The sequence below is a fragment of the Burkholderia sp. AU33545 genome, assembly GCF_020419685.1.
GTDB classification, from domain to species: domain Bacteria; phylum Pseudomonadota; class Gammaproteobacteria; order Burkholderiales; family Burkholderiaceae; genus Burkholderia; species Burkholderia diffusa.
Window position 1 is genome coordinate 122208 of record NZ_JAIZRQ010000004.1, and the last position, 23784, is coordinate 145991.

General features: G+C 63.8%; 16 protein-coding genes and 1 pseudogene. 7 read left to right on the plus strand and 10 right to left on the minus strand.

The annotated features are described in order from the left end of the window. Window positions 1-170 precede the first annotated feature (170 nt). From LGM71_RS14430 to LGM71_RS14440, 3 genes are all read left to right on the plus strand, one after another. Window positions 171-950, plus strand: coding sequence for an IclR family transcriptional regulator (locus tag LGM71_RS14430; protein WP_124901804.1), 780 nt, complete (start codon window positions 171-173; stop codon window positions 948-950). Window positions 951-1083: 133 nt separating this feature from the next. After that, window positions 1084-1722: a 2-hydroxychromene-2-carboxylate isomerase gene (locus LGM71_RS14435; protein WP_174906842.1), complete on the plus strand. Its 639-nt coding sequence runs from the start codon at window positions 1084-1086 to the stop codon at window positions 1720-1722. Window positions 1723-2250: 528 nt separating this feature from the next. After that, a complete protein-coding gene (locus tag LGM71_RS14440; RefSeq protein ID WP_059608079.1) occupies window positions 2251-2946 on the plus strand; it encodes a phosphatase PAP2 family protein in 696 nt (231 codons plus the stop codon). 136 nt (window positions 2947-3082) lie between these two features. Here the strand turns inward: LGM71_RS14440 and LGM71_RS14445 are convergent, their stop codons facing one another. From LGM71_RS14445 to LGM71_RS14485, 9 genes and pseudogenes are all read right to left on the minus strand, one after another. Next, on the minus strand, window positions 3083-3742 hold the full coding sequence (locus tag LGM71_RS14445; RefSeq protein WP_124624407.1) for a glutathione S-transferase family protein: 660 nt from the start codon (window positions 3740-3742) through the stop codon (window positions 3083-3085). 122 nt (window positions 3743-3864) lie between these two features. Further along, window positions 3865-4935: an MBL fold metallo-hydrolase gene (locus tag LGM71_RS14450; RefSeq protein ID WP_226115212.1), complete on the minus strand. Its 1071-nt coding sequence runs from the start codon at window positions 4933-4935 to the stop codon at window positions 3865-3867. Between the two features lie 419 nt (window positions 4936-5354). Next, window positions 5355-6200, minus strand: coding sequence for a peptidyl-prolyl cis-trans isomerase (locus LGM71_RS14455; protein ID WP_226115213.1), 846 nt, complete (start codon window positions 6198-6200; stop codon window positions 5355-5357). A gap of 81 nt (window positions 6201-6281) precedes the next feature. After that, window positions 6282-8081 (minus strand): ShlB/FhaC/HecB family hemolysin secretion/activation protein, encoded by a 1800-nt coding sequence (locus LGM71_RS14460; RefSeq protein WP_226115214.1) that lies wholly within the window; start codon window positions 8079-8081, stop codon window positions 6282-6284. Then, window positions 8078-8218 carry a hypothetical protein gene (locus LGM71_RS14465; RefSeq protein ID WP_156429745.1) on the minus strand — a complete coding sequence of 47 codons (141 nt, stop codon included), beginning with the start codon at window positions 8216-8218 and terminating at the stop codon, window positions 8078-8080. The genes LGM71_RS14460 and LGM71_RS14465 overlap by 4 nt, the downstream gene beginning before the upstream one ends. Window positions 8219-8221: 3 nt before the next feature. Then, window positions 8222-10288, minus strand: a complete 2067-nt coding sequence (locus tag LGM71_RS14470) for a filamentous hemagglutinin N-terminal domain-containing protein (protein ID WP_413226880.1) — start codon at window positions 10286-10288, stop codon at window positions 8222-8224. A gap of 17 nt (window positions 10289-10305) precedes the next feature. Next, window positions 10306-11058 (minus strand): hypothetical protein, encoded by a 753-nt coding sequence (locus LGM71_RS14475; RefSeq protein WP_226115215.1) that lies wholly within the window; start codon window positions 11056-11058, stop codon window positions 10306-10308. Between the two features lie 453 nt (window positions 11059-11511). Then, a complete protein-coding gene (locus LGM71_RS14480; protein ID WP_226115216.1) occupies window positions 11512-19839 on the minus strand; it encodes a filamentous hemagglutinin N-terminal domain-containing protein in 8328 nt (2775 codons plus the stop codon). A 223-nt stretch (window positions 19840-20062) separates the two neighbouring features. Next, window positions 20063-20257 (minus strand): annotated as a pseudogene (locus LGM71_RS14485) (DNA adenine methylase); the annotation flags it as partial. Between the two features lie 122 nt (window positions 20258-20379). On the opposite strand from LGM71_RS14485, the gene LGM71_RS14490 reads away from it, so the two are divergent. The 4 genes from LGM71_RS14490 to LGM71_RS14505 all read left to right on the plus strand — a co-directional run bounded on the left by LGM71_RS14490 (window position 20380) and on the right by LGM71_RS14505 (window position 22503). Beyond that, window positions 20380-20658 (plus strand): hypothetical protein, encoded by a 279-nt coding sequence (locus LGM71_RS14490; RefSeq protein WP_226115218.1) that lies wholly within the window; start codon window positions 20380-20382, stop codon window positions 20656-20658. Then, window positions 20655-20798 carry a hypothetical protein gene (locus tag LGM71_RS14495; protein ID WP_226115219.1) on the plus strand — a complete coding sequence of 48 codons (144 nt, stop codon included), beginning with the start codon at window positions 20655-20657 and terminating at the stop codon, window positions 20796-20798. Before LGM71_RS14490 ends, LGM71_RS14495 begins: the two co-directional genes overlap by 4 nt. 480 nt (window positions 20799-21278) lie before the next feature. Further along, on the plus strand, window positions 21279-22184 hold the full coding sequence (locus LGM71_RS14500; protein WP_059598957.1) for an HTH-type transcriptional regulator ArgP: 906 nt from the start codon (window positions 21279-21281) through the stop codon (window positions 22182-22184). A gap of 106 nt (window positions 22185-22290) precedes the next feature. Next, on the plus strand, window positions 22291-22503 hold the full coding sequence (locus LGM71_RS14505) for a DUF1059 domain-containing protein (RefSeq protein ID WP_059598956.1): 213 nt from the start codon (window positions 22291-22293) through the stop codon (window positions 22501-22503). Window positions 22504-22613: 110 nt separating this feature from the next. Here the strand turns inward: LGM71_RS14505 and ltaE are convergent, their stop codons facing one another. Then, window positions 22614-23627: a low-specificity L-threonine aldolase gene (gene ltaE / locus LGM71_RS14510; protein ID WP_226115220.1), complete on the minus strand. Its 1014-nt coding sequence runs from the start codon at window positions 23625-23627 to the stop codon at window positions 22614-22616. Window positions 23628-23784 lie beyond the last annotated feature (157 nt).

A 23784-nucleotide genomic window follows, 5' to 3' on the forward strand; every position in this document is an offset into this window, starting at 1 on the left:
ACGGAACTTTAGAGGCGTGTCGAATCGCCTGTAAGCGGGGTATACCCGTGAAATTGCGATTTTTTGGAACTTGAGTTCTGTCAGGCAGAACGATATAGTCGATCAACCGCCACCGAAAGGAACAACGCGCCGTGCCCCCGACCTCGATTCCCGCAGATCACACCGACGAAATGCCCGACTCGTCGGCCGAAGCCTCCAGCGGCGTCGCCGTCCTCGATCGCGCGTTCGCGATCCTCCACGCTTTCGGGCAAACCGACGACCGGCTGTCGCTCGCGGAACTGTCGCGCCGCACCGGGCTGTACAAGAGCACGATCCTGCGCCTGCTCGCCGCGCTGGAGCACGGCGGCTTCATGCGCAAGCTCGACGACGGCCAGTACGCGGTCGGACACGAGCCGTTGCGGCTTGCCGCGCTGTATCAGCGCTCGTTCCGGGTCGGCCCGGTCGTCGAACCGTTGCTCGAGACGCTCAGCCGCGAACTCGGCGAGACGGCATCGTTCTACGTGCGCCATGGCGACATGCGCTCGGTGCTCTACCGCGTCGAACCCACGCGCACGGTGCGCGTGTCGATCCGGGTCGGCGAGGAGTTTCCGGTTCACCAAGGGGCGTCGGGGAAGGTGCTGCTCGCGTTCACCGAGCCGCACGATGCGCGCTGGAACGACGTGCGCGAACAGTTGTGGGCAGCGTCCTACGGCGAGCGCGACCCGGAAACCGCGTCGGCGTCCGTGCCGGTGTTCGGCGCGGCCGGCGACTGCGTCGGCGCATTGACGGTATCCGGTCCGCAATCGCGGCTTGCCGCCGCGCCGGCGATGGCCGCGGCGCTCGCGATGCTGTTGCCGCTCGCGCAGAAGGCGACCGTCGCGCTCGGCGGCGCAGGCGCGCGCTACGATGCACAAGCCGTGCGCGACAGTCTCGCCCGATTCGCGGTACCGGACGGCCCCGCCCAGCCCTAACCGGCCGCGCGCATGCGGCGATGAGGCAGCGCAAAAGGCGGCCGCATGCGACACTGGCCGTCGACGCATGCAGCACGCCGTCGAACGGCGCCGCACATGCAACCGCCGTCCGGACACGCAAGGGAACCCCACGATGAACGCCGCGCGCACCGCCACCTGGTATTTCGATTTCGTTTCGCCGTTCGCGTATCTGCAGCAGGAACGGTTCGACCAATTACCGCCTGCCGCCGCATACGAGCCGAAGCCGATCGTGCTCGGCGCGCTGCTCGCACACTGGGGCCAGAAGGCGCCGGCCGAGATCGCGGCGAAGCGCATCTTCACGTATCGCCACGCGCAATACCGCGCGGACAAGCTCGGCATTCCGTTCCGGATGCCGCCCGCCCATCCGTTCAACCCGATCCGGCCGCTGCGTCTCGCGATCGCGATGGGCGGCTCGCCCGAGGCGATCCGGCGGATCTTCCGCCACATCTGGCGCGACGGCCAGGACGTATCGACGCCGGACGGCTTCGCCGCGCTGTGCGAGGCGGTCGGCTTTCCGGAAGGCGTGACGGCCGTCGAAGCCCAACCGGTGAAGGACGCGCTGCGTGCGAATACCGATCAGGCGATCGCGCACGGCGTGTTCGGCGTGCCGACCTTCGAACTCGACGGCGACCTGTTCTGGGGCGACGACGCGACCGACATGTTCGTCGACTGCGCGACGTCGCGCGCGTGGCTCGACTCGCCCGAAGTGCGCCGCATCAGCGCGTTGCCCGAAGGTATCCGGCGCGGTTGACGACACGCGCGACGACGCTTGCGTGTCGCGCCCTTCGACGAGCAGCGGCACGGCTTCGCGCATCATCGCGACGAAGTCCACGAGCAGCGCTTGGGGCGCGAGCGCTGCAGGCAAATGCGGAGCGGGCAGCCCAACACGGCTTGCACACCTTTTCTTTTTATTTTCGTTCGGTGCTTCGCGGCGCGGCGCAGCGCGGCAGATCCGCGCGGGATGCGACGCGCATTCGGTCATCCGATGCAAGTGCGCGATCGCTCACCGGATTATCCAGTTCAACACATTATTTTTCGACGATGCGCAGTGAACGCGCGCGCAACCGTCAGATGATTCGACATGACCGCGCCGCACGGTCATTCGCAATCCGGCCCCATCGGAAAATCGCGTTTTCTAAGGGGAATCCCGGTATTTTTTCCCATTTTCTTCGAAATTACCGGTGACATACTTGCCCCCCATTGCGCTCCCGTGCGAGCGCGCTTCCTGATCCCTGCCGGTCGCGTGTCATGTGCTGCGTGTCCGCCGGGGTCGCAGAACATGAACAATTTCGACACCGCGATCCAGACCTTCCTCACCCACATCACGTTCGGACCGCTGATGAATCACGCGATCCGTGTGATCGCCGGCCTCTATACGTTCAAGGGCTTCATCCTCATCCCCGTGCTGTGCTGGCTGTGGTTCCAGCCGGGACCGGAACGCGAACGGCAACGCGAGCTGGTCATCGCAACGGTCGCGAGCGGGCTCGTCGCGCTCGCGTTCGGCCGGCTGCTCGCGAAAGTCCTGCCGTTCCGCGTGCGGCCGATCTACAACCCCGATCTGCACCTGCACTTCCCGTCCGAGGAACTGCGCGCGGCCACGCTGCAGGCGTGGAGTTCGTTTCCGAGCGATCACGCGATGCTGTGGATGGCGATCGCGACAGGCATCTTCATCATCGCGCGCCGGGCCGGCGTGCTCGCGCTGCTGTATGCGGTCGTGTTCATCTGCGTGCCGCGCGCGTATCTCGGCTATCACTATCCCACCGACCTGATCGCCGGTGCCGCGATCGGCATCGCAATCGCGTGGCTGCTGACGCGCGATGCGATTCGATCGCGCTTCGCGCCGCAGGTGCTGGAGGCGATCCGGCGCTTCCCCGCGCCGGCCTATACGCTCGCGTTCCTGCTGTGTTTCGAGCTGATCACGCAGTTCGACGAACTGCTGACGCTCGCGCAGTCGGTCAAGCATACGGCGATGTGACGGGACGGCGCCGCCATGCATCCGCTGCTGTCGTCACGACGCCCAGGCACGCGCTGCCGGCCCTGCGCGGCGGCATCACGCCATGCGCACGCCGCCGGTCAGGTCGCCGCTGCGTCGGCACCCGCGGCCGCGCATGTCAGTCGCGATCGGGCGCGCCGAGCGGGAAGAACGCACGATACGGCCGCGCTTCGTCGACCGCCCGCGCGAACGACGGCCGCGCAAGCAGCCGCTTGCGATACGCGATCACGTTCGCGAACGACGGGTCGATCCGGTGCGTCCAGTCCGCGTAGAACAGGAACGGCGCCGCGCCGCAGTCGGCGAGGCTGAAGCGGTCGCCGCCCGCCCACTCGCGATCGGCCATCGTGCGATCCAGCCACGCATACGACGTTTCGAGCATCGCGCGCGCGTCGGCGACACCCCGCGCATCGCGCTCGTGCGCCGGACGCAGCGCATCGAACACGACCTTCTGCTGCGGCGTCGATACATAGTTGTCGAAGAAGCGATCCATCGTCCGCACTTCCAGCGCCGCGCGCCGGTCGTCGGGCACGAGTCGCACGGGGCCCGGATGGTAGAGGTCGAGGTATTCGACGATGATCGTCGCCTCGATCACGGTACGGCCCGCGTCGACGAGCACCGGGAAACGCTTCATCGGCCATAGCGCGGCCAGTTCCTGCATCGGCTTCGGATCGTCGTGCGCGAGCACGCGATACGCGAACGGCGTGCCGTTCTCGTACAGCGCGGTCAGCACCTTCTGGCAGTAGGACGAAAAGGGATGGGCGTATAGCGTCGGCGTCATCGCGGGGCTCTCGGGTTTCGGCTGCGTCATGCAGCGCCATGTGATCGGATACCTTGACGACGAACGGCGCCTCGCCGATTCGACAGCGGCCCGAACATTTTTTCGTATGCGGTATCGCGCCGTTACGACCGGCCGTCCATCACGACGCGGCCTTCGCCGCGCCAGCGCAGCATCCCCCCGCCGAGGTTCGCGACCGCATCGAAACCGGCCTTCAGGAGGATCACCGTCGCCTGCGCGGAGCGGCCGCCGGCACGACACACGGTCACGATCGGCCGGTCGCGCGCGAGCTCGCCGGTGCGCGAGGCCAGTTCGCCGAGCGGAATCGGCGTCGCGCCGGGCAGATGGCCGAGCGGGCCCGAGAATTCGTCAGGCTCGCGCACGTCGACGACCTGCACCTCCGGCAGGTGATCTTCGAGCCACTGCGGATCGATTTCCCAGAACCCGGCGAACGTGTAGACGAGCGGCGCCCAGTCGGCCACCGCGTGCGCGTCGGGTGCGTTCGCAGCCACGCCGCACTGCAGGTTCGCCGGCACCGCGACGTCGATCTGGCGCGGATGCGCGAGCCCGAGATTGCGCATGTAGCCCGCGAAATCGTCCTCGCTGAGATCGCCGCCGAGGCGCGGGTTGAAGCGCCGCTCCTCGCCGACGCTCGTCACCGTCAGCCCGCGATAGTCGTGCGCGGGATACAGCAGGCAGGCGGCCGGCAGCGTGAACAGCCGGCCGTGCACCGCGCGATACAGCGCGCGCGGGTCGCCCTGCTGGAAATCCGTGCGGCCGGTGCCGCGTATCAGCAGGCAGTCGCCGGTGAACGCCATCGATTCGTCGTCGAGCACGAGGCTGATGCAGCCGCTCGTGTGGCCCGGTGTCGCGCGAACGGTCAGGTAGCGCGTGCCGAATGCGCAGCGATCGCCGTCGTTCAGGTAACGGTCGGCGCCCTGCGCGCCGCTCGCGGCCGAAATCGCGATCGCGCTGCCGGTGCGCTGCTTCAGCAGCCACGCACCCGTCACGTGATCGGCGTGCACGTGCGTGTCGACGGTCGCGACGAGCCGTAGCCCGAGTTCGTCGAGCAGTGCCGCGTCGCGGCGCACCTGCTCGAACACGGGATCGATCAGCAGCGCTTCGCGCGATGCGCCGTCGGCAAGGAGGTACGTGTAGGTCGACGATTGCGGGTCGAAGAGTTGCCGGAAGATCATGGCGAAGTCGCTCCGTCGGCTGGGCGTGCGGGTTGTGCGGATAGTGCGAAGGGTGCCGGTTGCGACACCCGCCGCGCGGGGCGCGCGTTCATACAGGGTAGTGCAAAACGCGCACGCCACCCGCATCGTTGCATGCAGTGAGGTGTCATGCCGCGCCCCGGCCATCGCGCGCGCGGTCTTACGCTACCGCCTGTTCTCGTCTTACGAACGGTGGCGGGTGGAGTGAGCGGCCCCCAGTAAACAGTGCCATGATGTAAGCGAGTTTTCGGCGGACTTTTTCAGTATGAAAGGAGCCGTACGATGAAACGCAAGCGCTTCAGTGTCGAGCAGATTGTGGCGGTGTTGAAACAGGCCGAAGCAGTTCTGCCTTCGTTCTAACCCGGCGCGCGGAGCGTTGATGCGACATACCGATCGATTGCCTACTGCTGAATCGTTGCGGTCTTCAACAGGCCACCGACGAACTGCGCACTTGCCTTTTCCAGTGCAAGCGCCTCGAGTTGCTGGCGGATCGTGGCCTGCGCCTGGTTGAATGCCGGCACCTGCGTCGGTCGCTTGGCGTCGAGTTTCACGATGGCGCGCGCGCCGTCGACCGGGATCGAATCGGGCGTGACGGCGCCGACCGGCAGTTTCTCGAGCGCCTGCGCGATCGCGACCGGCAATCCGGACGTCTTGCCTTCCGTCGCCGGCGTCTTGAAGCTCACCCAAGGCAACTCCCCACCGCTATCGCGGCTCGGCGCGATGCTGTACTGGCGAGCCAGACCTTCAAACGACTTGCCTGCCTTCAGTTCGCTCACGACGGTCGCCGCCGTCGCGGCATCCCTGACGACGATCAGGCGCGGTTTGTACTCGTCCTTGCCGAGCGACGCGACAATTTCGTCGTAGCGCGACTTCACCTGCGCATCCGTGACCGGCTCCGGCTTCACGTTGTCCTTCAGATACAACTGCGTCTCGGCATTCGCTTTCGCCACCTGCATGGCCGTCTGCACTTCGGGTTTGCTGCCGTAGTTTGCCTTCTCCGCTGCCTGCTGGATCAGCACGCGTGCGATCAGCTGATTCTTGATCACCTGGCGCACCTGCGGCGTATCCGGTTGCCGCGACGCCCGCAGCACGGCATCGACTTCCGCCTGCGTGATTGCCGTGCCGTTCACCGTCGCTACGGTGTTCGTTGCCGCGGACGCGGCCGGCGTTTGGGCGTGGGCAGACCCGGCAAGTGCGCCGGTGAGCGCGGTTACCATCAACGCATAATTCAGTGTCGCTTTCATCATCGTCTATTCGTCGAACAAGAAGCCGCGAAGCAGACGCTTCGCACAAATGCACCCATTCCTTGGAATGACAGGTGCGACCGGTCAGTAATTCCAGTTCATCGTGGCCAGCACCAGCGTTGCTTTCGGACCGAGTGCGGCCGGTTGCGTCAGTGCCCGGCCGATCAGGACCTCGCCCGACAGAAACTGTTTGCGCCACTGCCATTGCGCGCGCAGTCCCGCGCCCGCCCCTGCCAGCGTCGGGAAACCCGGCACCGCGACGAGGCTGGCCTTGCCAGCGTCGACGAACACGTACGGTTCGATTCGACCGTCTTTCCAGGCCGGCGCGTTCACCCACGCGAGCTCGTTGCGCGAGTAGAAACCGCGATCGCCGGCGATTTCTCCCGACCGAAAGCCGCGGACGGTATCCATCCCGCCGAGGTACAGTTGCTCCGAACCGAACAGCGCCATGTTCGTATATTGCCCGCTCAACACGCCCCGATAGGCGAGCAATGCGCGTCCGATCTTCGGCAGCGGCAGCGTGAAGGCGGCCGTCGCATCCACCTTGGTGAACTGGCTGTGCGCTTCATCGCGCGAGATGCCATGCGGATCGTGGTTCGCGCCGAACCACGGCAGCCCCTGCGACAACCCGCCGTTGATCGTGAAGTTGCCCTGCGCATCGTTCATCACGAACTTGTGCAGCCAGTTGCCGGCCAGACGCAACACGGCGACGCGCTGCGGATCGAGGTCGATGCCGTTGACCTCGCGGTCGGTGCGGCGCCAGGACACTGTGGCGTCGACACTGGTGATGTCGCTCACGCTGCGGCTGACCAGATAGTTCCAGCCGAAGATGTGCGACAGCGTGCGGCCATATTCGAGCGCGGTCGTGCCGATCAGTTGCTGATACTCCGAATCGGAGATCGTGTAGCTGAACGTATGGCGGCCGAACGGCACGGCGAACGAGCCGACGATCGCGTTGCTGTCGAGGCTGTCGAGGAAATTCACGCTCAGCGATTCCTGCAGGCCGAGCAGGTTGTCGGCCTCGACGCCCGCACGGTAGCGCGTCACGCCCGTGGCCGAACTGCCGTAGTTGTCGACGCCCAACGTGTAATACAGGCGATCGCCCGGATTGTTGCCGATATCGACGATCGATTCGCCCGGATTCTGACCCGGCAGAATCTGGACCGTCGCCTGATTGCGGCGCAGGCGATTGATCTGCGCCACGCCCTGATCGATGTCGGACAGGCGCAGCGGATCGCCGGACGCCGTCGGGAATGCGTTCTCGTAGCCGGCGTCCGTGAACCAGCCGCCGCCCGACGATGACTCGCCCGGCTTGAGCCGGTGAACCGGTTTGCCGTTGATCGTGAACGCTTCGATCACGCCGACCTGAATCGTGATCTTGAGCGTGCCGGACGCGAGATTCTGCGGGCCGAGTAGTGCGCGCGTCGTCACGAGGCCGCGTTCGACGAATACGTCAGTGATCCGCTTCAGCATCACGTTGATACGGTGCGAACCGAGATCGTGGCCGATGAACGGCGCCACGACCGCGTCGAGCTGCTGGGTCGTGATGCCGCCGGGTGGTTCGACCGGCTTCCCGTCGGCGGTTTGCAGCACGATTCGTTGCACCGGAAAGGTCGGGCCGGTTTCGACGATGGAATCGACCGGCGTGCCGGGCGGGATATCGAGCGTCGTCTCGGACGTCGGCGCAATCGTGATCGATGCGGGCGGCTGCTCGAGCTGCCGCTGGCGCGCCTGCTCGCGCTGCTGTTCGATGATCAGTTGCGCCGGATCCTGCACGGGGCGGGCCGCCGGAGGCGGGGTTTGCGCATGTGCCGATACATGCAGCGCGGCCAGGCTCGCGACCAACAGCGGCAGTTTCAATCGAGGGAAAACGCGTGGTTTCATCGTTGTTGTGCGTGCGGATGCCCGAGCGTCAATGTGGCCTTACCGAAAACACCGCTTTGCGAGGCGGCAATGACGATCACCATTGCGAGGAAAACGACGACGGTCAGCCCGAGACGATTTTTGCTTTGATAGTTCATGGGTTAGCGCCACCACCACGTCGTCAGGCCCAGGTGCTGGTCGATTTGCACCGGCGTGCGAGACGGCGCGCGCACGGTCGTGATACCACCGGCCGCCGTCACACCCTTCCCGCCGCTGAAAGAACCGCCGTCGATCACGCCGTCGCCGGTCAGCGTCACGCTGCCGTTCGCGGTGAAGCCGCCACCGATATCCATCGCGATGATCTGCGCCCACGTGCTGCCGAAGAACGCCTTGAAGCCCCGGTGCTGGTTGATCGCCGAATAGCCCGTGACGCCTTGCGCATACGTGACGGGGGCATCGACCTTGATGTCGCCCGTCGCGAATACGTTGCCGCCGACGTTGCGGGCGACCGTACCCGCCTTGATGCCGATGTTGCCGCCCGCCTGGATCGTGCCGCCGTATGGCGTGACGTTGCTCGACGCGTCGGCGTGGCAGAAGATCCAGCAACTGCGCGTGTAGCTCGCCTGGCCCGTGAAGACGGCGGCGTTGGTGAAGGCGTTCTGGGCGGTGATGTTGACGTCGCTATCGTTCGATTGAACGATACCGCCCGAATTGCTGAAATTGCGTGCGTTGATCGTCACCGGACCGTGGACCGCCGCGATATATGCGAGCTGGTCGGGGTTGCTGACGGTGCCGTAGTCGACGTTGAAGCCGCTCGTGGTGTGCGTGAAGAACAGGAAGCTGCCGCCGCGATCGGAATACGCGGTCGGCTGGCCGCCGTTCGTGCCGCCCGTATGGTCGATGATGTTCTGCACGTCGCCGGCCGCGGTGAGGCTCACTGCGTCGTTCGACAGGATGCGAGCGTTGTCGTTGATGATGTTGCCGCCGGCCGTCAGCTTCGTCTGGCCGTTGGCGGCAAAGACGATCCCGAGGTTGGTCGCGCTCGAACGGTTCGTGATGTCGCCGGCGGCGGTAAGGATCACGTCGCCGCCGGTTGTAGTACCGTCGCTCGCCGTCGCGCCTGCCTGAATCAGACTGCCGGTGTTGCTGATCGCGCCGCTGCTCGTCAGGTTGACCGTGTTGCCTGCGCTTAAGGTGGTTTGGCCGGTTGTATCGTCAGACAGCGCGATGTTGCCCGCCTGAACAGTCGCATTGTTCGCCGCCGTTACCTGTGCGCCCTGCAGCGAGACGGTACCCGGCGTCGTGAGCACGACATCGCGCTCCGCCTTCAGTGAACCATCGGCGACCGTGATGTCGCCGCTCGCCGAGACGACAACGTCGCCGGCATTCGCATAGATCTTGCCGAGGCTGCGTACGCCCGCGCCTTGATCGGTGACGATCAGTTGTACGCGACCGGCGGTGAGGCCGCCGGCGGCGGTAATGTCGACCGCAACGGCATTACTCTTCGTGGCCGGAGACGCGGTGCCGATCAGCCAATCATGGCCGTTGTCGGATGGGGAGAAGCTGGTGTCATAGGTTGTCGTGCTGTCCCCAACGATCGCGCGAATGCCGCTCGTCGAGCTGGTGAAATCGTTCGCGATCGGCCCGTTGATACTCAGCTGTTTAGCGATCAGATCGAGGTTGACCAGCGTGCCGGACAGACCGCCGGGACCGATCGCAATCGTCCCGCGATCAGTGGTGAGTACGACGTTACGCTGTACGACACCGGGCGCGAGCGTGAGGTCGCTGAAGCTCACCTGTCCGGTCGACAAGACAACGTGGCCCGTGTTTGTGAAGCTGCCACCGTCAATCGTGATCCCGTTCGGATTTGCCAAGATCACGTTCGCGCGCGGTCCGAGCACGTTGATGTTGCCCTGAATCAGCGACGGGTTGGTGCTCGTGACTTGGTTGACGATCGTGCGCGCGTTGATGCCGACGTTGTTCAGGTCGGCACCCGCCTTCGAGACGTTGAACGACGAGTAGGTGTTGTTCGAAACGCCACCGACCGAAGGGGCAATATTGACTGTTTGGCGACCGCCCGCGCCCGTCGAAACCGACGTTGAGGAACCACCGTCCGGCACGATGGCCCCGGCGAATACCGCGCTCTGCCAAACCGAACATGATAGCAGTATCAGTATTGAAAGATTCTTGGCGCGCACGAATCGCCGGACTTCGTTGATATTCTTCATCTCATTCCAGCGATTTCTTACTTCTGAGCTGCACTGGCTGATTGAGATATTCCACGACCGTTCAGTAGCGCGGTGTGGAACTGTGGCACGAAGCTCATGAGTGCCTCGTCAATCCCCTTGATGGCGTTGGGCAAGTCCTTCATCAGATCGGCATAGAAAGGATAGACATAAGGGCCATTGTCCTTGGCATCTGAAGCGAAAGTAGAACCTGTATTTTTATTAACACCGCCTCCTCCGGAGGTGGGATTCAAGTGACTAGGGATGGGATAAAAGAGATTTTGCGAAAAAATTGGTTCAAACGTCTTCGCCGAAAAAATTCGAATTTGGCTATTAACGGACCTGACGTATGGCCAGCCCAGCCCCTGTGCTCCATAGCCCGTATTGGTCGGCGCAATCAAAATTGCGTCCGCTCCTGTGTACGCATCGCCTTTCAAAGTCGGATGCAACCAATCACCCGCAACTTTGGGCGTGTCGGCCTGACCAAGGTTGACTTCCTTCACCTGGTAGCCTTGCGCTCGCAGTTCTGCCTCCAGTGCCTCAATGTACTTCCGATTCAGTCCCGTATCGCCAAGCTCGCTCTTGACGACGTCGTTGAAATCCTTGTTGGTGCGGGTCGATACGGCCGTCGTTCCGCCTGCGATCGCCCCGCCGACAGCAGCAGCCAGCAGACCGACTCCAGGAATCGGAACGAATACTGGCCCGCCTGCGGTAACGGCGAAATACGCAGTCGGCCTCGACACATCAACCGCAATCGTCTTGACCGATGACATTTTTTGGGCATCGTAGTCGTATTGTGGCTTCGATGCGCATGCGCTCATCAAAGCGGCAAAACAAACGATCGCAATTCCACTAATTTTCCGCATACCACCCCGATATAAAAGCTAAAAATTATGTGCCTTTCGACTGCTCTCCAGTCGAACCGGCACTTCAACATCGCCGAAGATCAACACCAAATTTAATAATACAAAATTAAAATCCTTATAAACTCTTACTTCGCTAGCGTCCCCGCTTAATCACACGCCACTCCTTGACTAGCTGGTATGTAATTCCACCAAATATTGTTACATAGAGTGGCATCCCCGCCAGAGCGGGCCGCCACCCGGAGCCGTGCACGACCGAAATCGCCACTGCGAGGATCACAATTCCAATTGCTCCCAAATAGGCTATCAATGCCCGCTTGAGCAACCGCGTCACGGCTGCCGATCGATCTTCAGACGAAATTTTCACTTTCCACTCCCCCCTTGCGTCACTGCAGTCTGCAACGGCCCTGCCGCACCCTGAATTGCCTGATTCAGGAAGTTCCCAATAGCACCAGGGAACAATAGTTTTACAGCGCTACCCAAAGCCGTAGCCCCTGCCCCAAAGGTGCCCGCAATATCGAGATTATCTTGATGCGTCACGCCTGCCGCTCCAAACGCGGCCGTCCCCGCCACCGCTGCATTGTAGCCAGTGGCTGCTACTTTACCGAGCTTACTCATCCCCGCGATCGCAGCATCTGCAATCGTAAATAGTGTAGACAAACCACCAAACACGCCGACGATGTAGGATTTCGCGAAACTCGGCTTATCGGCCGACAAGCCCGTCCGATAACTGTATAAGTCACCCATATAGTCGTATGCCCCTGCAGTCACTGCAGCCGTAATCGCCTCCGGACCGAACAGGGATACGCCCAATGCAGATCCAACATAAGGAGCAGCTGTGGTCATAACATTGTCGACTACCTCGCTATTGCGCAATTGCGCGTTGTTCAATGTCTGTATCATCTGATCGCTGCAGGCCGGATTCGTCGCCGCACACACCTTCGCGAGTATGTCGTTCTTGGGGCCGATATGCGGCCCGGTATTATTCAGCGCTTCATTCTGCGCAGCCGATGCCCCGGCCATTGCATTTTGCCCTGCAAGGCCTGCGAGACCGCCCCCCGTCCACGCCAAAATCGCGGCCAGTGCCGCCATCTGACCTTGGTCCAAGGGTGCTCCGGTTGGATCAAGCATGCCCACGATTTGCTGCGACAACACGGCACTCGTGGCAGCCCCGATCGCACCACCTCCGCACCCCTGTCCTGTCGCCGCACCGGCAGCGCAACCAAGGGCAGCGTGCGCGAGCCAATATCCCGGTGTTCCAACCTGAATCGGCGAGCCTTGAATATTGGCTGCATTGCCGATCGAATAGGCAGCAGCCGCAGCAACGTCAGCTACAGCACTGTTGCGCAGATTCGTCAGGAACGAGCCGCCCTGAATCGCCGTCTGTACGGTTGCCTGAAGCACCGACTCACCGGCAATTGCAGCGACTGCCGTCGGCAACGAACCCGTCGCTGCGCCCGCCTGGGGTACAAGCGTGTTCCCCACCGACTGTACGCCAGCCAGCGCCGCAAGACTGTTCTGCGAGGCATTCCACGACCAGCCCAGAGAGCCATTGTCAAACGTAATGCCGTTCGTCAGGCCGGCCGTGAGCGCCGCCACACCACCTGTTTCCAGCATCTTCCCAACACTGAACGAGCCGCCGGAATTCAACTGGCTCATTGTGCTGTTCATCATGCCGGCAAACCCGGCCGACAGCGCGACGTTCGCCGTCCCCGCACCGATTGCCGCCGTCGTCGTGGTCGCCGGCACCGCCGCTGCGAAGGTCGTTCCCGCTGTTGCCGATGCCATCGCCCCAATCGCGGCCGATGCAGCCATCCCGGACATGATCGACAGGCCCGTTATAACCGCCGTCATGAACAGCTGGTCATACCACGCGTCACCGTCGACGACATCCGTATGCAGGTTGTCGCTAACCGACTGCTGCGCGAAGTTCCCGCCAAGCTTCGTCTTCAGGTCCGACAGCATCTGCTGCGTCGCGGCCTGATCCACACTGCCGTCAGTATTGACCCGCTGCAGCGCCCCACCGATCTGCGCAATCGACTGTGCGTTGAGTTGATAGTTGGCAGCCGACACGAAGCCGCCTTGCTGCACCACAGTGCCCGTGGTTTTCAACAGCACGCCGTCCTGCCCGGTCTGATAGATCGTCCCGACGTTGGTCGAGCGCTGCTCGTTAGTCAGCGAGTTCGTGTTGACCGTCAGGCTCTGCGCCGTGACGGTACCGGTATTCAGGATGCTGTTCGCGTAGTTGAGCGTGACGTTGGTACCCGTGATCTCGCCATCGGCATTGACGACCGCATAGTTCTTCGGCAACAGCACTTCGGGCATCAATGCCTGCACCGTCGGGCACGTAGCACCACCGGTCGTGCTGCACCCCGGTTCCGGCACCGACTGCTCGACATACCAGAGCATCGGGTGATCGACCATCGCCAATTGCGCGTCCGACAGCTGCGTTCCGAGCGCGATATTGTGATCCTTCGCGTACTCCAGTGCCGCACCGTAAAGCGCTGCCTTATCCTGATTGGCAATCGACGCCTGACTCGTGCTATCCGTCGCGCTCGTTGTGCTATAGAAACTGCTCTTGCCGGTTGCCTGCAGCGCGGCCTGCTCGATCTGTTGATTCTCGGTGTACGGGTCGTAGTAGAACGGGACATTGCCCGGCTGCAGATTCGCCGGCAGGTTGGCAATCAACGACGCCGACGAAACCGTGTCGACCACCTGCGCGGCCGGATTGTTCGTCAGGTAGGTGACCGTGGTCGTTTGCCCCGAGATCGTCTTGACCGGCACGCTCAGCGGCGTGTTCGCCTGCTTGACGACCGGTGCCACCGGCTTGCCGAAGGTTTGCGTACCGATCGGCGTGTTCGGCGGCAAGCCGGCCGAACCCGTAACCGACGTGAGCTGACCGTTCGCATCGACCACCCGGCCGAACGCGTTAATGGTGGTCGACACGCCCGAGGGTGCCGACACCGGTCCAAGCGAAATCACCTGCCCCGACACGACCGGCGGCGGCGTAAAGACATTCGGATTCGTGATCCCGTTGACGAGTTGCGAACCCGTCAGCGCAATAGACTGGCCGATCACGTTGCCCGTGTTGGTCAACGTCGGCGAGTTCACAGCGAGCGAGTTACCCGCCTGAATCGTGGCCGGCACAAAGTCCGGCATGCCGACGTTCGACGGCAAGCCGGGCGCTGCCTGCGCATCGCCGAGACTGAACGCTCCGCCGTACAGGTTCTGGCAGGTTGTCCCCGCCCCTTGGCAACCCCATGTGCGAATGCCTGCGGGGTCACCCGTCCAATAGGCATGCAGGTATTGGTTATCGCTCAATGCGCTCGAGCTGGCGTTGATCGTCGCGCTGTTCAGCGCCGTGACGAGACTGCCCGTGTTGCTGAACACGCCAGCCGTGATCGACAGGTTGTTGTTCGCGGTAATCGTCGACGGCGGGCCCGACTGCACCTCGATATACGCTTCGCAGTTCTGTCCGCACCCCGTGTACGGCGACGCCGACCCGTAGTTCTGGTGGACCGTCACAGGCGCGGCGATCGTGTTCGTCACCGTGCCTGCGTTGACCTGCACATTGTTTCCAGCTTCGATCGCGGCCGAGGTGTTCGTGACGCTCGATGCCTGCGTCGGGTTGCCCGCGGTTGTGCCTGCACCGCCGATCACGACATCGTGCGCCGCGACCAGATTGCCATAGGTGTTGTTGACCTGATTCGCGGCGATGACGATGTCATGGCCGGCAGTAACGTTGCTGTTGGTCTGCTGGTAGTTGTAAGTTTCCGAATTCGGATTGGTGGTTCTCAATGACGAGCAGCCCGCATTGGACACGCCCGATGCACACCCGACCGTCACGGTTTTTGAACCGACGTTTGTCCCCTGATTCGTGAAGCTGGCCGCGTGCACGTTCACGTCATTACCGGCCGACAACGTGCCGGCGTTGATCAGGTCACCGCCAGAAAGATTCACATTGTTCCCGGCAAGGATCTGCCCGACCGCACCTTGCGTCGTAGCGGTCGAGGAGACCGTTTTCAGCGGCACCGTGCCCGGCGCACTGATCGTGTATGTGGCCGGTGGTGTCGGCGTACCAACGAGACACGATCCGCCAGTGCACTGATACGTGCCATCCGGATTTGCGGTGCCCGCCACGCCAATCGGGCCGGACTTCTGCAGCGCCTGCAACGAGGTGAGGAACGCATTCAGCGACGCGGCGTCGACCGTATCCGTCACGGTCGACGTGAAACTCGACCCACCGTTCTGGAGCTGCTGGACGTTCACATTGGCATCGTGACCTGCGCTGACGGTACCGCTCTGGTTGTTGAGCGTGTTGGCCGTCAGATTGAGGTCGTGGCCGGCCGCAATGATCGATGACGTAACGGTCGCGCCGGTTGTGGTGGTGGTCTCGGTGACTGTCGGCAGAGTCAGCGTTTGGACCGTCGTGGCACCGGAAACTGGCGTCGAGGGCGGCACGACGACCCAGATGGCGCCGTGGGGTGCATTGCTCGTGGGCACCAGCGCAAACTGCACCGTGCCCGAGGTCGCAACCGGCGACGACGGATCGCCCCATCCCTGATAGGTCAAGCGGTTGACCTGCGTCGACCAGACAGTCGTGTTGGTGGGCTGTTCACCGCCAGGGGACAGGAGGCCGCCGAGCGTTGCCGGCAGCGTTGCCTGCGAAAGCGTCAGCGTGCCGCCGTCCTTGCCCAGGTTATAGATCGCATAGATTGTTTCAGTGCCGATCGGCGTAGCCGTCAGCAGCCCCGCATTATCGACTGTCCTCGTGGTCGTGGTCGTGGTGACAGCCGCTGCAGCGGAGTTGTTGACGTTGTTTGCGGTGATCGACAGATCGTTGGTCGCCGTCACCGTGCCGCCTGCGTTTCCGAGATCGCCACTCAGGTTGATCGTTGCGTTGCCGCTGCCTGCCGGGCTATTGCTGTTGCCCGCCTTCGTGGTGCCACCCGCGTTGTCATAGCTCGATCCAGTGATCGTCAGCGTGTTGGCGGCCTGCACCGTGCCGGCGTTCGTGCCCGAACCGTTCAGCGTGAACGCATCGTTGGCCGTGACCGTGCCGCTCGCTGCGTTCGCGAGCGAGCCGTTGATCGTCAGGTCGTTACCGTTGACGGTTCCGGAATTCCCGATCGCCCCGTTCAGGGTCAGCGAACCCGTACCCTGATTGATCGTGCCGGCGTTGTTGATGCCTTGCGTTGCAGAGACCGTGACCGCCGTTCCCGGCAGCGTCCACGTTCCGGAGTTGCTCACCGACTGCGCGGACAGGTTCAAGCCATTGCCGCCGTTGACCGTCCCATAACTGGCTACAGACGGATCGAGCGTCTGGTTCGGCAGGTTCAGCGTCGCGATGTTTTGCCCGAGAATCCGGCCGTTGGTGTTGTCGAAGGATCCATTGCCGCCCGAGACCGTCACCGTCGTGTTGCCAATTGCAGCGGTCGGATTATTGACGTCGCCCGAGTAGATGAGACCGTTCGCGTTACTCAGGCTGCCCGTCGTCAGGTTCAGCGCGTTGGTCGCGAGCAAACCACCCGAGTTCGTCGTCGCGCCCGAGATGTTGAAATTCGCCGTCGGCCCGTAGATCGTCCCTGAGTTATTGAGGCTCGTCGCGGTGACGTTCGCGGTTTGCAGCGACGACAGGCTGCCCGAATTCGAGACGGTCGACCCCGACACGTTCAGGTTGCCGGCCGCCATCTGCGTACCGACGTTATTGATCGTGCCGCCGGCGAGCGTCGCATCGCCCTTGAAGGCAGCGGTGCCGCCCGTCGTGACGCTCTGCGTGCCCGTGATCTTCGTCGTGCCACCCACCACCGCGTTCGCGGTCGTGACGTTTGATCCCGACAACGTCGCATTGCCGCCCACCGACAACGCAGGTGCGGTGGCGCTGAACGGCTGATTGAGCTGGCCCGCCGAGGTGTCGAGGTTGTTCGTCGCCGTCGCGGTGAGGTTGCCGCCGACCGCCACGCCCTGCGTCGTGATGTTGGTCGCTGTGAGATTCGCATCCTTCGATGCGGTCGTCTGGCCATTCAGCGTCAGGCCTTGAGCGGCGTTCAGGTTCGCGTTGCCAGCCGTCGAAACAGCACCGGCCACCGTCAGATTGCCCGCCTTCGAATTGGCACTCAGATCGCCCAGGCTCTTGACGCTGCCTTGTGCTGTCACGTCGGTGCCGACGGTGATCGTGGTCGCTCCGCCCGACAGCGCATCGCCTGCGAGCGTCGCACTACCGTTGGTCGCCGTCAGCGTACTGCTGCCGACCGCCGTCGTCGCGCCGACCGACAGGTTTTGACCGGCCGTCGCGCTCAGGTTGTTGCCGGTCTGAATTCCACCGGAGACGGCAACATTGTTTCCGGCATTGAGCGTCGTATCGTTCGCGACGCTGATCGCGCCCGTGCCGTTGATGTCGCGTCCGGCCGTCACGTTCGCGTTGCCGGTGTTGTTGACGGCAAGACCGCCGTTCAGGCTCACATCACGTGCAGCTGCGATCGTCGTGGTCTGGCCGCTCTGGACCGTACCGGCAATCGTCGCATCCTGCCCGGCGTTGATGTTCACCGCGCCCGGCGTCGACACGGCCCCCGCGATCGACACGCTGCCCGCACTCGATCCGATCGATGCGTTGCCTCCGCTGTAGACCGTTCCGCCCAGGTTGACGCCCTGCTTGCCGCTCGCGTTCAGCGCACCGAGCGCGGCCAAGTTGCCGGTCGTCGAGAGCGACCCGCCGTTGGCTGCGAGCGTCATATCACCGACCGACGCGGCCACGCCCTGCACGCTCGTGCTACCGCCCGACGTTACGTTCAGGTTCCCGCCGCTCGTGACGTTCCCGCCGAGCGTCGTGTCCTGCCCCGCCTGAATCGTCACCGCGCCCGGTGCCGACACCGTGCCACCGAAACTTGCGTTCGAGCCGGCCGTCGCGTTGACCGTGCTGCCGCTCTGTACCGCGCCATTGAGCGCGATCGCCTGGCCTGCGTTCAGGTTGACCGCGCCCTGCGAGGACGAGACATTGCCTTGGCCCGTAATCGAGCCGGCTTGTGCCGCAATCGATACCGGCCCCTGTGCCTGCACGGTGCCACCGATCGTTGCATTCTGGCCGGCCGTCACCGACAACGCGCCATTCGACAGCGCGTTGCCGTTCACGGTCGTCGAGCCAGTCTGTGCGGCAATCGTGGTGTCGCCGACGCCTGACACCTGTCCGTTGATCGTTGCGTTGCGCGCGCCTGCGAGCGCCACCGTGCTACCGCCCTGCACCGCGCCGTTGACCGTCAGATCCCGCCCAGCCTTGGCCGACACCGTGCCGGGCGCGCTCAAGCCGCTAACCGTGAGATCGCCGTTCGTCGTCTGCAGCGCGATGTCGTGCGCCGACAGCGCCCCGATCGTCATCGATTGGCCGGCCGTCAGGCTGGCCGCACCGTTCGCGGCAACGGACGCGGCATTCAAATTGCCGCCCGCCGTCATCGTGACGTTCTGCCCGGCCGACACTGCACCCGGCGCGTTGATGTCGCCGTTCGCATTGACCGTGTAGTTCTGGTTCGCGAGACCCGTACCCGCGATCGTCGTGTTGCCCGTGCTGGTCAGATTGACGTTCTGATTGGCAAACGTTTGACCGACCGACACGTCGCCGTTCGCATTGACGACTACGTTGCCCGCCGTCGCCGACAGTGGGCCTTGCGTGTTCACGCCCATACCGGCCGCCGTGGACACGATATACACCGTGCCGCTCGTCACCGAACCATATTGGCTCGCATCGACCGCGACGCTCTTGCCGATCGCCGCGGCCGTGTTGGCCGTGCCGTTTGCAGCCGTCCCATACGTGATGCCGGTCGCGTTCGACGACGCTGGCGTCACGAGCTGGTTGCCCGTGACGATGTTCACGCGCTGGTCGGCTCTCAGGGGTGCGTTGACGGTGACACTTTGGCCGATGAGGTCCAAATTCCCGACGGTGCCTTCCACTCCGGCCCCCGGCGTGCCGTCGTTACCGGCGAGCCCGCTGATCGAAATGTTGCCTGAGCGAACGTCGTACGCCACCGCACCCGCATGCGCAAAATCGGTTGCCGTGCCGCCGACACCCGTCAGAAACTGCGGCGTGCCGGTCGTGAGCGTCAAATTCGTGACGTTCGTCACGCTCAAACCATTGACGCTGACGCCATTCGGAGACGCCACGACGACGGCCGCGGGTGAGCCGAATACCTCGAGCGGACCGAACAATGAGGCCGCTGGGCCAGTCGAGCTGACCTGATTGACGATCGTCGTCGCCGGCCGACCATTCAGATTCGGATTCGCGCCCAGCGTACCGCCGAGCAATGGAGTGCCCGCCACCGTGCTGTTGTTCAGCACGAGACCTTCCGGCCCTACGTTAAACGACTGGTACTGACCAACGCTGATCCCATTGGCATTGGGCGTTGGAATGTTGATGGCCGGCACACCAGCGCTGGTCTGCGTGATCGTCGGCTGGAAGGGAATCGGCGCGCGAGGATCGATAATCGGTGCCGCGTGCGCGACTTCATCGGCAAGAAACACGGCCGGCGCGAAATACATCACGATCGCCATCATGGCCGCAACGCCACGCATCCATAACGGACGCGCGGTCTCATCACATGCCGGTCCTGCAAAGCGATAATTCGTGCACGCCGATTCGCGTGCCAGCTGCTGCTGCGCGACGCGTACGCCCCCGGCACGTTGCGCTTTCTTGTTGCTCGTCATCTACGCCTCTACAAAGGCTTGTTGTTAGGTCGTGTCGGAGAAATGCCGGCACGACATGTCACGACTTGCTAGATTTATCGCGCGGATCGTATCACATGCAACTTTTGGCAAGCGTCAACAATCGTCAAGCGAATCAATAGCTTACAAATCAATTTCGCCACTCATTCGGCCGACCTTCACCTCCGCAACAGGCCACCGCACAGTTCCGTACGGCGGCCTGCGGTCAGAACAACCCGGCCGGTTGCGCCGCGTCGTCCCGGCTGAAAATGTTCAGTTCGCTTCGTTTGGCTGCCCGTCCACCACCGCCCAAGGTGTACTGGATCGGCACGGCCTCGATATGAAACCCGTCGAATACACGCCGCATGTCCGGATGGTCGTTCAGGCTGACGATCGCGCGTCCCTTGATCGTGCGCAGCTTCCCCGAAGAAGGCACGGATTTGCCCCGTAACGGCACCGGATGAAGACGGCCGCAGCGTTCCTGCCGATACCCTTCGCTCACCCATCAGCAAGCGGACGAAAAAAGCGATCGCGGAAATAAACGTGGCCCGACCGAAACCCGATCAGTGGATCCACGCGGCGATGTACAACTTCGGGGACAGCTTCGTATCGACGCCACTGAAGATCGGCGCAGGCACCACAACCTACCCGACGCGAATGCAAGCGGCACAGGAAGGCGCTCGACGGTTGAGAAAGACGCCCGGCCACGAGAACATCAAGCACCAGAAAGACCTTCCACTCGTCTTGCCATGGCTCGATGACATCCTGCAGTCACCCGATCCCGACCGGACGCCGGATATGGCGCAGGAGGCAGCGAAATGACCTCGCGCCCGGCTATCGCACTGGCGAGCGTCAACGGCAATTCGATGCAGTCGAACAAAGGTGGGCTGACGCCAGCAACCGCGATCCAGATAGACGAAGCGCCGCTCACGCGGCGCACACCGAACGTACGCACGCTCTAAAAACGCGAATGCAATGACTACAACCATGGAACGAGCACTAACCCTCAAAGAAGCTGCAGATTTGCTCGCTGTTTCGTATTCGACAATCTATGCAAATCAGCGAGCCTTGGGTTTCTTCAAAGTCGGAGGGGTTTGGCGAATCTGGCCTGAAATTCTGAAATCGAAATCGAAATCGTGCGGTTACAATGCCGATCGACTGACGCGGGCGGAAGCAAAGGGGAGTTTTCAATGTCCCCCGAAAGCGCGACGGCGTCTATTACCTCGATCTCCATACGCCAAGCGGAGAAAAAATACGCCGCTTTTGTGTAACTTCCGACCGGAAGGAAGCCAACGAGCATCACGACAAGCCGAGAGCCGAACTGCGGCGCGTGCATAAGCTCGGAAAACGACGCCGCTACGCTTACGAAGAAGCCGCGGTGAGATACCCCAAAGAGCAGCTCGCGATTTGAACAACACAACCTGTCTCGGGCAATCTGATACATGTCGATGACGATCGATCCGAAGCAGGCCGCCGCGCTGCTGGCCGTCGCCGACACCGGCAGCTTCGAGCAGGCCGCCGTGCGCCTGCACGTGACCGCATCCGCCGTCACGCAGCGGGTGCGCGCGCTGGAGGCGAGCCTCGGCACGCCGCTCGTGCTGCGCACGCGACCGTGCCGGCCGACGGTGGCCGGGCAACGCGTGCTGCAGCACCTGCGCCGCGTCGCGCTGCTGCAGGCCGACCTGCAGAGCACGCTCGCGGCCGAGCGCGAATCGCCGATCTCGGTCACGATCGCGCTGAACTCCGACAGCCTCGGCACCTGGTTCCTGCCCGCACTGACGTCGGTGCTCGCGGGCGAGCGCATCCTGTTCGAACTGATCGTCGAGGATCAGGATCACACGTTCGCGCTGCTCGAAAGCGGGATGGCCGTCGGTTGCGTGACGACCGAGCCGAAGCCGATGCGCGGCTGCGTCGCGACGCCGCTGGGCACGATGCGCTACCGGCTGCTCGCGGCCGCCGCGTTCGCCGGGCGCTGGTTTCCGCGCGGCCTGAGCCGCACGAGCGCGCGCGTCGCACCGGTCGTCGCGTATTCGCGGCGCGACACGCTGCAGTCCACGTTCCTCAAGGAGAAATTCGGGTTGCCCGAAGGCGCGTATCCGTGCCATTACGTGCCGGGCACGCACGCGCATTTCGCGGCGGTGCGGCACGGGCTCGGCTACGCGATGGTGCCGGAGCCGCTGATCGGCGGCGCGCCGCTCGACGCGCAGGGGCTCGTCGATCTCGCGCCCATGCATCCGACCGATATCGCGCTGTACTGGCACGCATGGACCGTGCAGTCGCCGACGATGGCATCGCTGTCCACGCGGGTGGTCGAAGCGGCGCGCCGGCTGCTCGCGCCGCTGTCGTGACGAGCATCGCCGGCGCGTCGCCTATACTTTTTTCATCGGCCTCGCGAACGCGCCGCGCGGCCGATCACGCACATCCAGCCGTTCCCTTTCCCGTGAGGAGAACATCATGTCCCGCCGCTATATCGATTGCCGCGAGTTTCCCAGCGCGATGCATTGCTCGGTCGCGATTTCCGCCGACTCCGACAACGAACTCCTGGAGGCCGCCGTGCAGCATGCGGTCTCGGTGCACCAGCACACCGACAGCGCCGAACTTCGCACGCAGCTGAAAGCACTGTTCCGCGACGGCACGCCGCCCGCCGACATGCCCCGGCACGCGTAGTCCACCGGCACGCCAGATATCGACAGACGGGCCACAGCACCGCCCCGTCGCCTCCCCACTCCCGCTTCGCGCCGCGCCTGCGCCCCCGGCGCCGGCCGGCGCATTCCACCTTACGCGCGCCGCTGCGCGAAATACGCGCCGACCGCGTCGATGAAGGTATCGATATCCGCGCGCGACACGTCGCAGTGCGTGACGAAGCGCGACGCGTACAGCATCTGCGTGAGGATCCCGCGTTCCTTCAGCCACGCCTCGAGCGGCGCGCAATCGGCTTCGGGGAATTGCGCGAACACCATGTTCGTCGCATGCGACAGCACCTTCACCGGCTCGATGCGCGCGAGGCCGGCGGCGAGATGCGCGGCGTTCGCGTGATCGTCGGCGAGCCGCTCGACGTTGTGGTCGAGCGCATACAGGCAGGCCGCCGCGAGTATGCCGGACTGCCGCATCCCGCCGCCGAGCACCTTGCGCCAGCGCTGCGCGCGCTCGACCAGCGCGCGATTGCCGACCAGTACCGAACCGACCGGCGCGCCGAGCCCTTTCGAGAAGCAGATCGACACGGTATCGAACGGCGCGCACAGCTCGGCGATCGGGCGGCCCGACGCGACGGCCGCATTGCACACGCGCGCGCCGTCGAGGTGGGTCGCCAGCCCGCGGCTGCGCGCGAGCGCGACGGCTTCCTGCACATAGCCGTCCGGCAATACCTGGCCGCCGATCGTATTTTCGAGCGCGAGCAGGCGCGTGCGGGCGAAGTGGTTGTCGAGCGGCTTGATCGCCGCGGCGATCTTCGCGAGCGGCAACGTGCCGTCCGGCGCATTCTCGATCGGCTGCGGCTGGATGCTGCCGAGCACGGCCGCGCCGCCGCCTTCGTACTTGTAGGTGTGGGCGAGCTGGCCGACGATGTATTCGTCGCCGCGTTCGCAATGCGCCATCAGCGCAGCCAGGTTGCTTTGCGTGCCGCTCGGGAAGAACAGGCCGGCCTCCTTGCCGGCCCGCTCGGCCGCGACCGCCTGCAGGCTCAGCACGGTCGGGTCGTCGCCCCATACGTCGTCGCCGACTTCGGCGGCAGTCATTGCGGCCAGCATCGCCTGGCTCGGACGTGTGACGGTATCGCTGCGTAAATCGATCATCTTCGTGCCCTGAGTGAACGCGGACCGGAACCGATGCGCCCGGCCCTGCCGAAACGAGACTCAGAGTGTACGCAATTCGCGCAGCGCCTGCCGATGCATCGCGCCGCACAAGGAAGCGGCGCTCGATCGTGCGCCACCGACGCACGATCCCCCCGCG

Coding starts and splice junctions, on each gene's coding strand:
- LGM71_RS14500 (WP_059598957.1), top strand. CDS start 21,279: ATGTCGATGACGATCGATCCGAAGCAGGCCGCCGCGCTGCTGGCCGTC.
- LGM71_RS14505 (WP_059598956.1), top strand. CDS start 22,291: ATGTCCCGCCGCTATATCGATTGCCGCGAGTTTCCCAGCGCGATGCAT.
- LGM71_RS14430 (WP_124901804.1), top strand. CDS start 171: ATGCCCGACTCGTCGGCCGAAGCCTCCAGCGGCGTCGCCGTCCTCGAT.
- LGM71_RS14495 (WP_226115219.1), top strand. CDS start 20,655: ATGACCTCGCGCCCGGCTATCGCACTGGCGAGCGTCAACGGCAATTCG.
- LGM71_RS14475 (WP_226115215.1), bottom strand. CDS start 11,058: ATGTCATCGGTCAAGACGATTGCGGTTGATGTGTCGAGGCCGACTGCG.
- LGM71_RS14440 (WP_059608079.1), top strand. CDS start 2,251: ATGAACAATTTCGACACCGCGATCCAGACCTTCCTCACCCACATCACG.
- ltaE (WP_226115220.1), bottom strand. CDS start 23,627: ATGATCGATTTACGCAGCGATACCGTCACACGTCCGAGCCAGGCGATG.
- LGM71_RS14470 (WP_413226880.1), bottom strand. CDS start 10,288: ATGAAGAATATCAACGAAGTCCGGCGATTCGTGCGCGCCAAGAATCTT.
- LGM71_RS14460 (WP_226115214.1), bottom strand. CDS start 8,081: ATGAAACCACGCGTTTTCCCTCGATTGAAACTGCCGCTGTTGGTCGCG.
- LGM71_RS14455 (WP_226115213.1), bottom strand. CDS start 6,200: ATGATGAAAGCGACACTGAATTATGCGTTGATGGTAACCGCGCTCACC.
- LGM71_RS14480 (WP_226115216.1), bottom strand. CDS start 19,839: ATGACGAGCAACAAGAAAGCGCAACGTGCCGGGGGCGTACGCGTCGCG.
- LGM71_RS14450 (WP_226115212.1), bottom strand. CDS start 4,935: ATGATCTTCCGGCAACTCTTCGACCCGCAATCGTCGACCTACACGTAC.
- LGM71_RS14445 (WP_124624407.1), bottom strand. CDS start 3,742: ATGACGCCGACGCTATACGCCCATCCCTTTTCGTCCTACTGCCAGAAG.
- LGM71_RS14465 (WP_156429745.1), bottom strand. CDS start 8,218: ATGAACTATCAAAGCAAAAATCGTCTCGGGCTGACCGTCGTCGTTTTC.
- LGM71_RS14435 (WP_174906842.1), top strand. CDS start 1,084: ATGAACGCCGCGCGCACCGCCACCTGGTATTTCGATTTCGTTTCGCCG.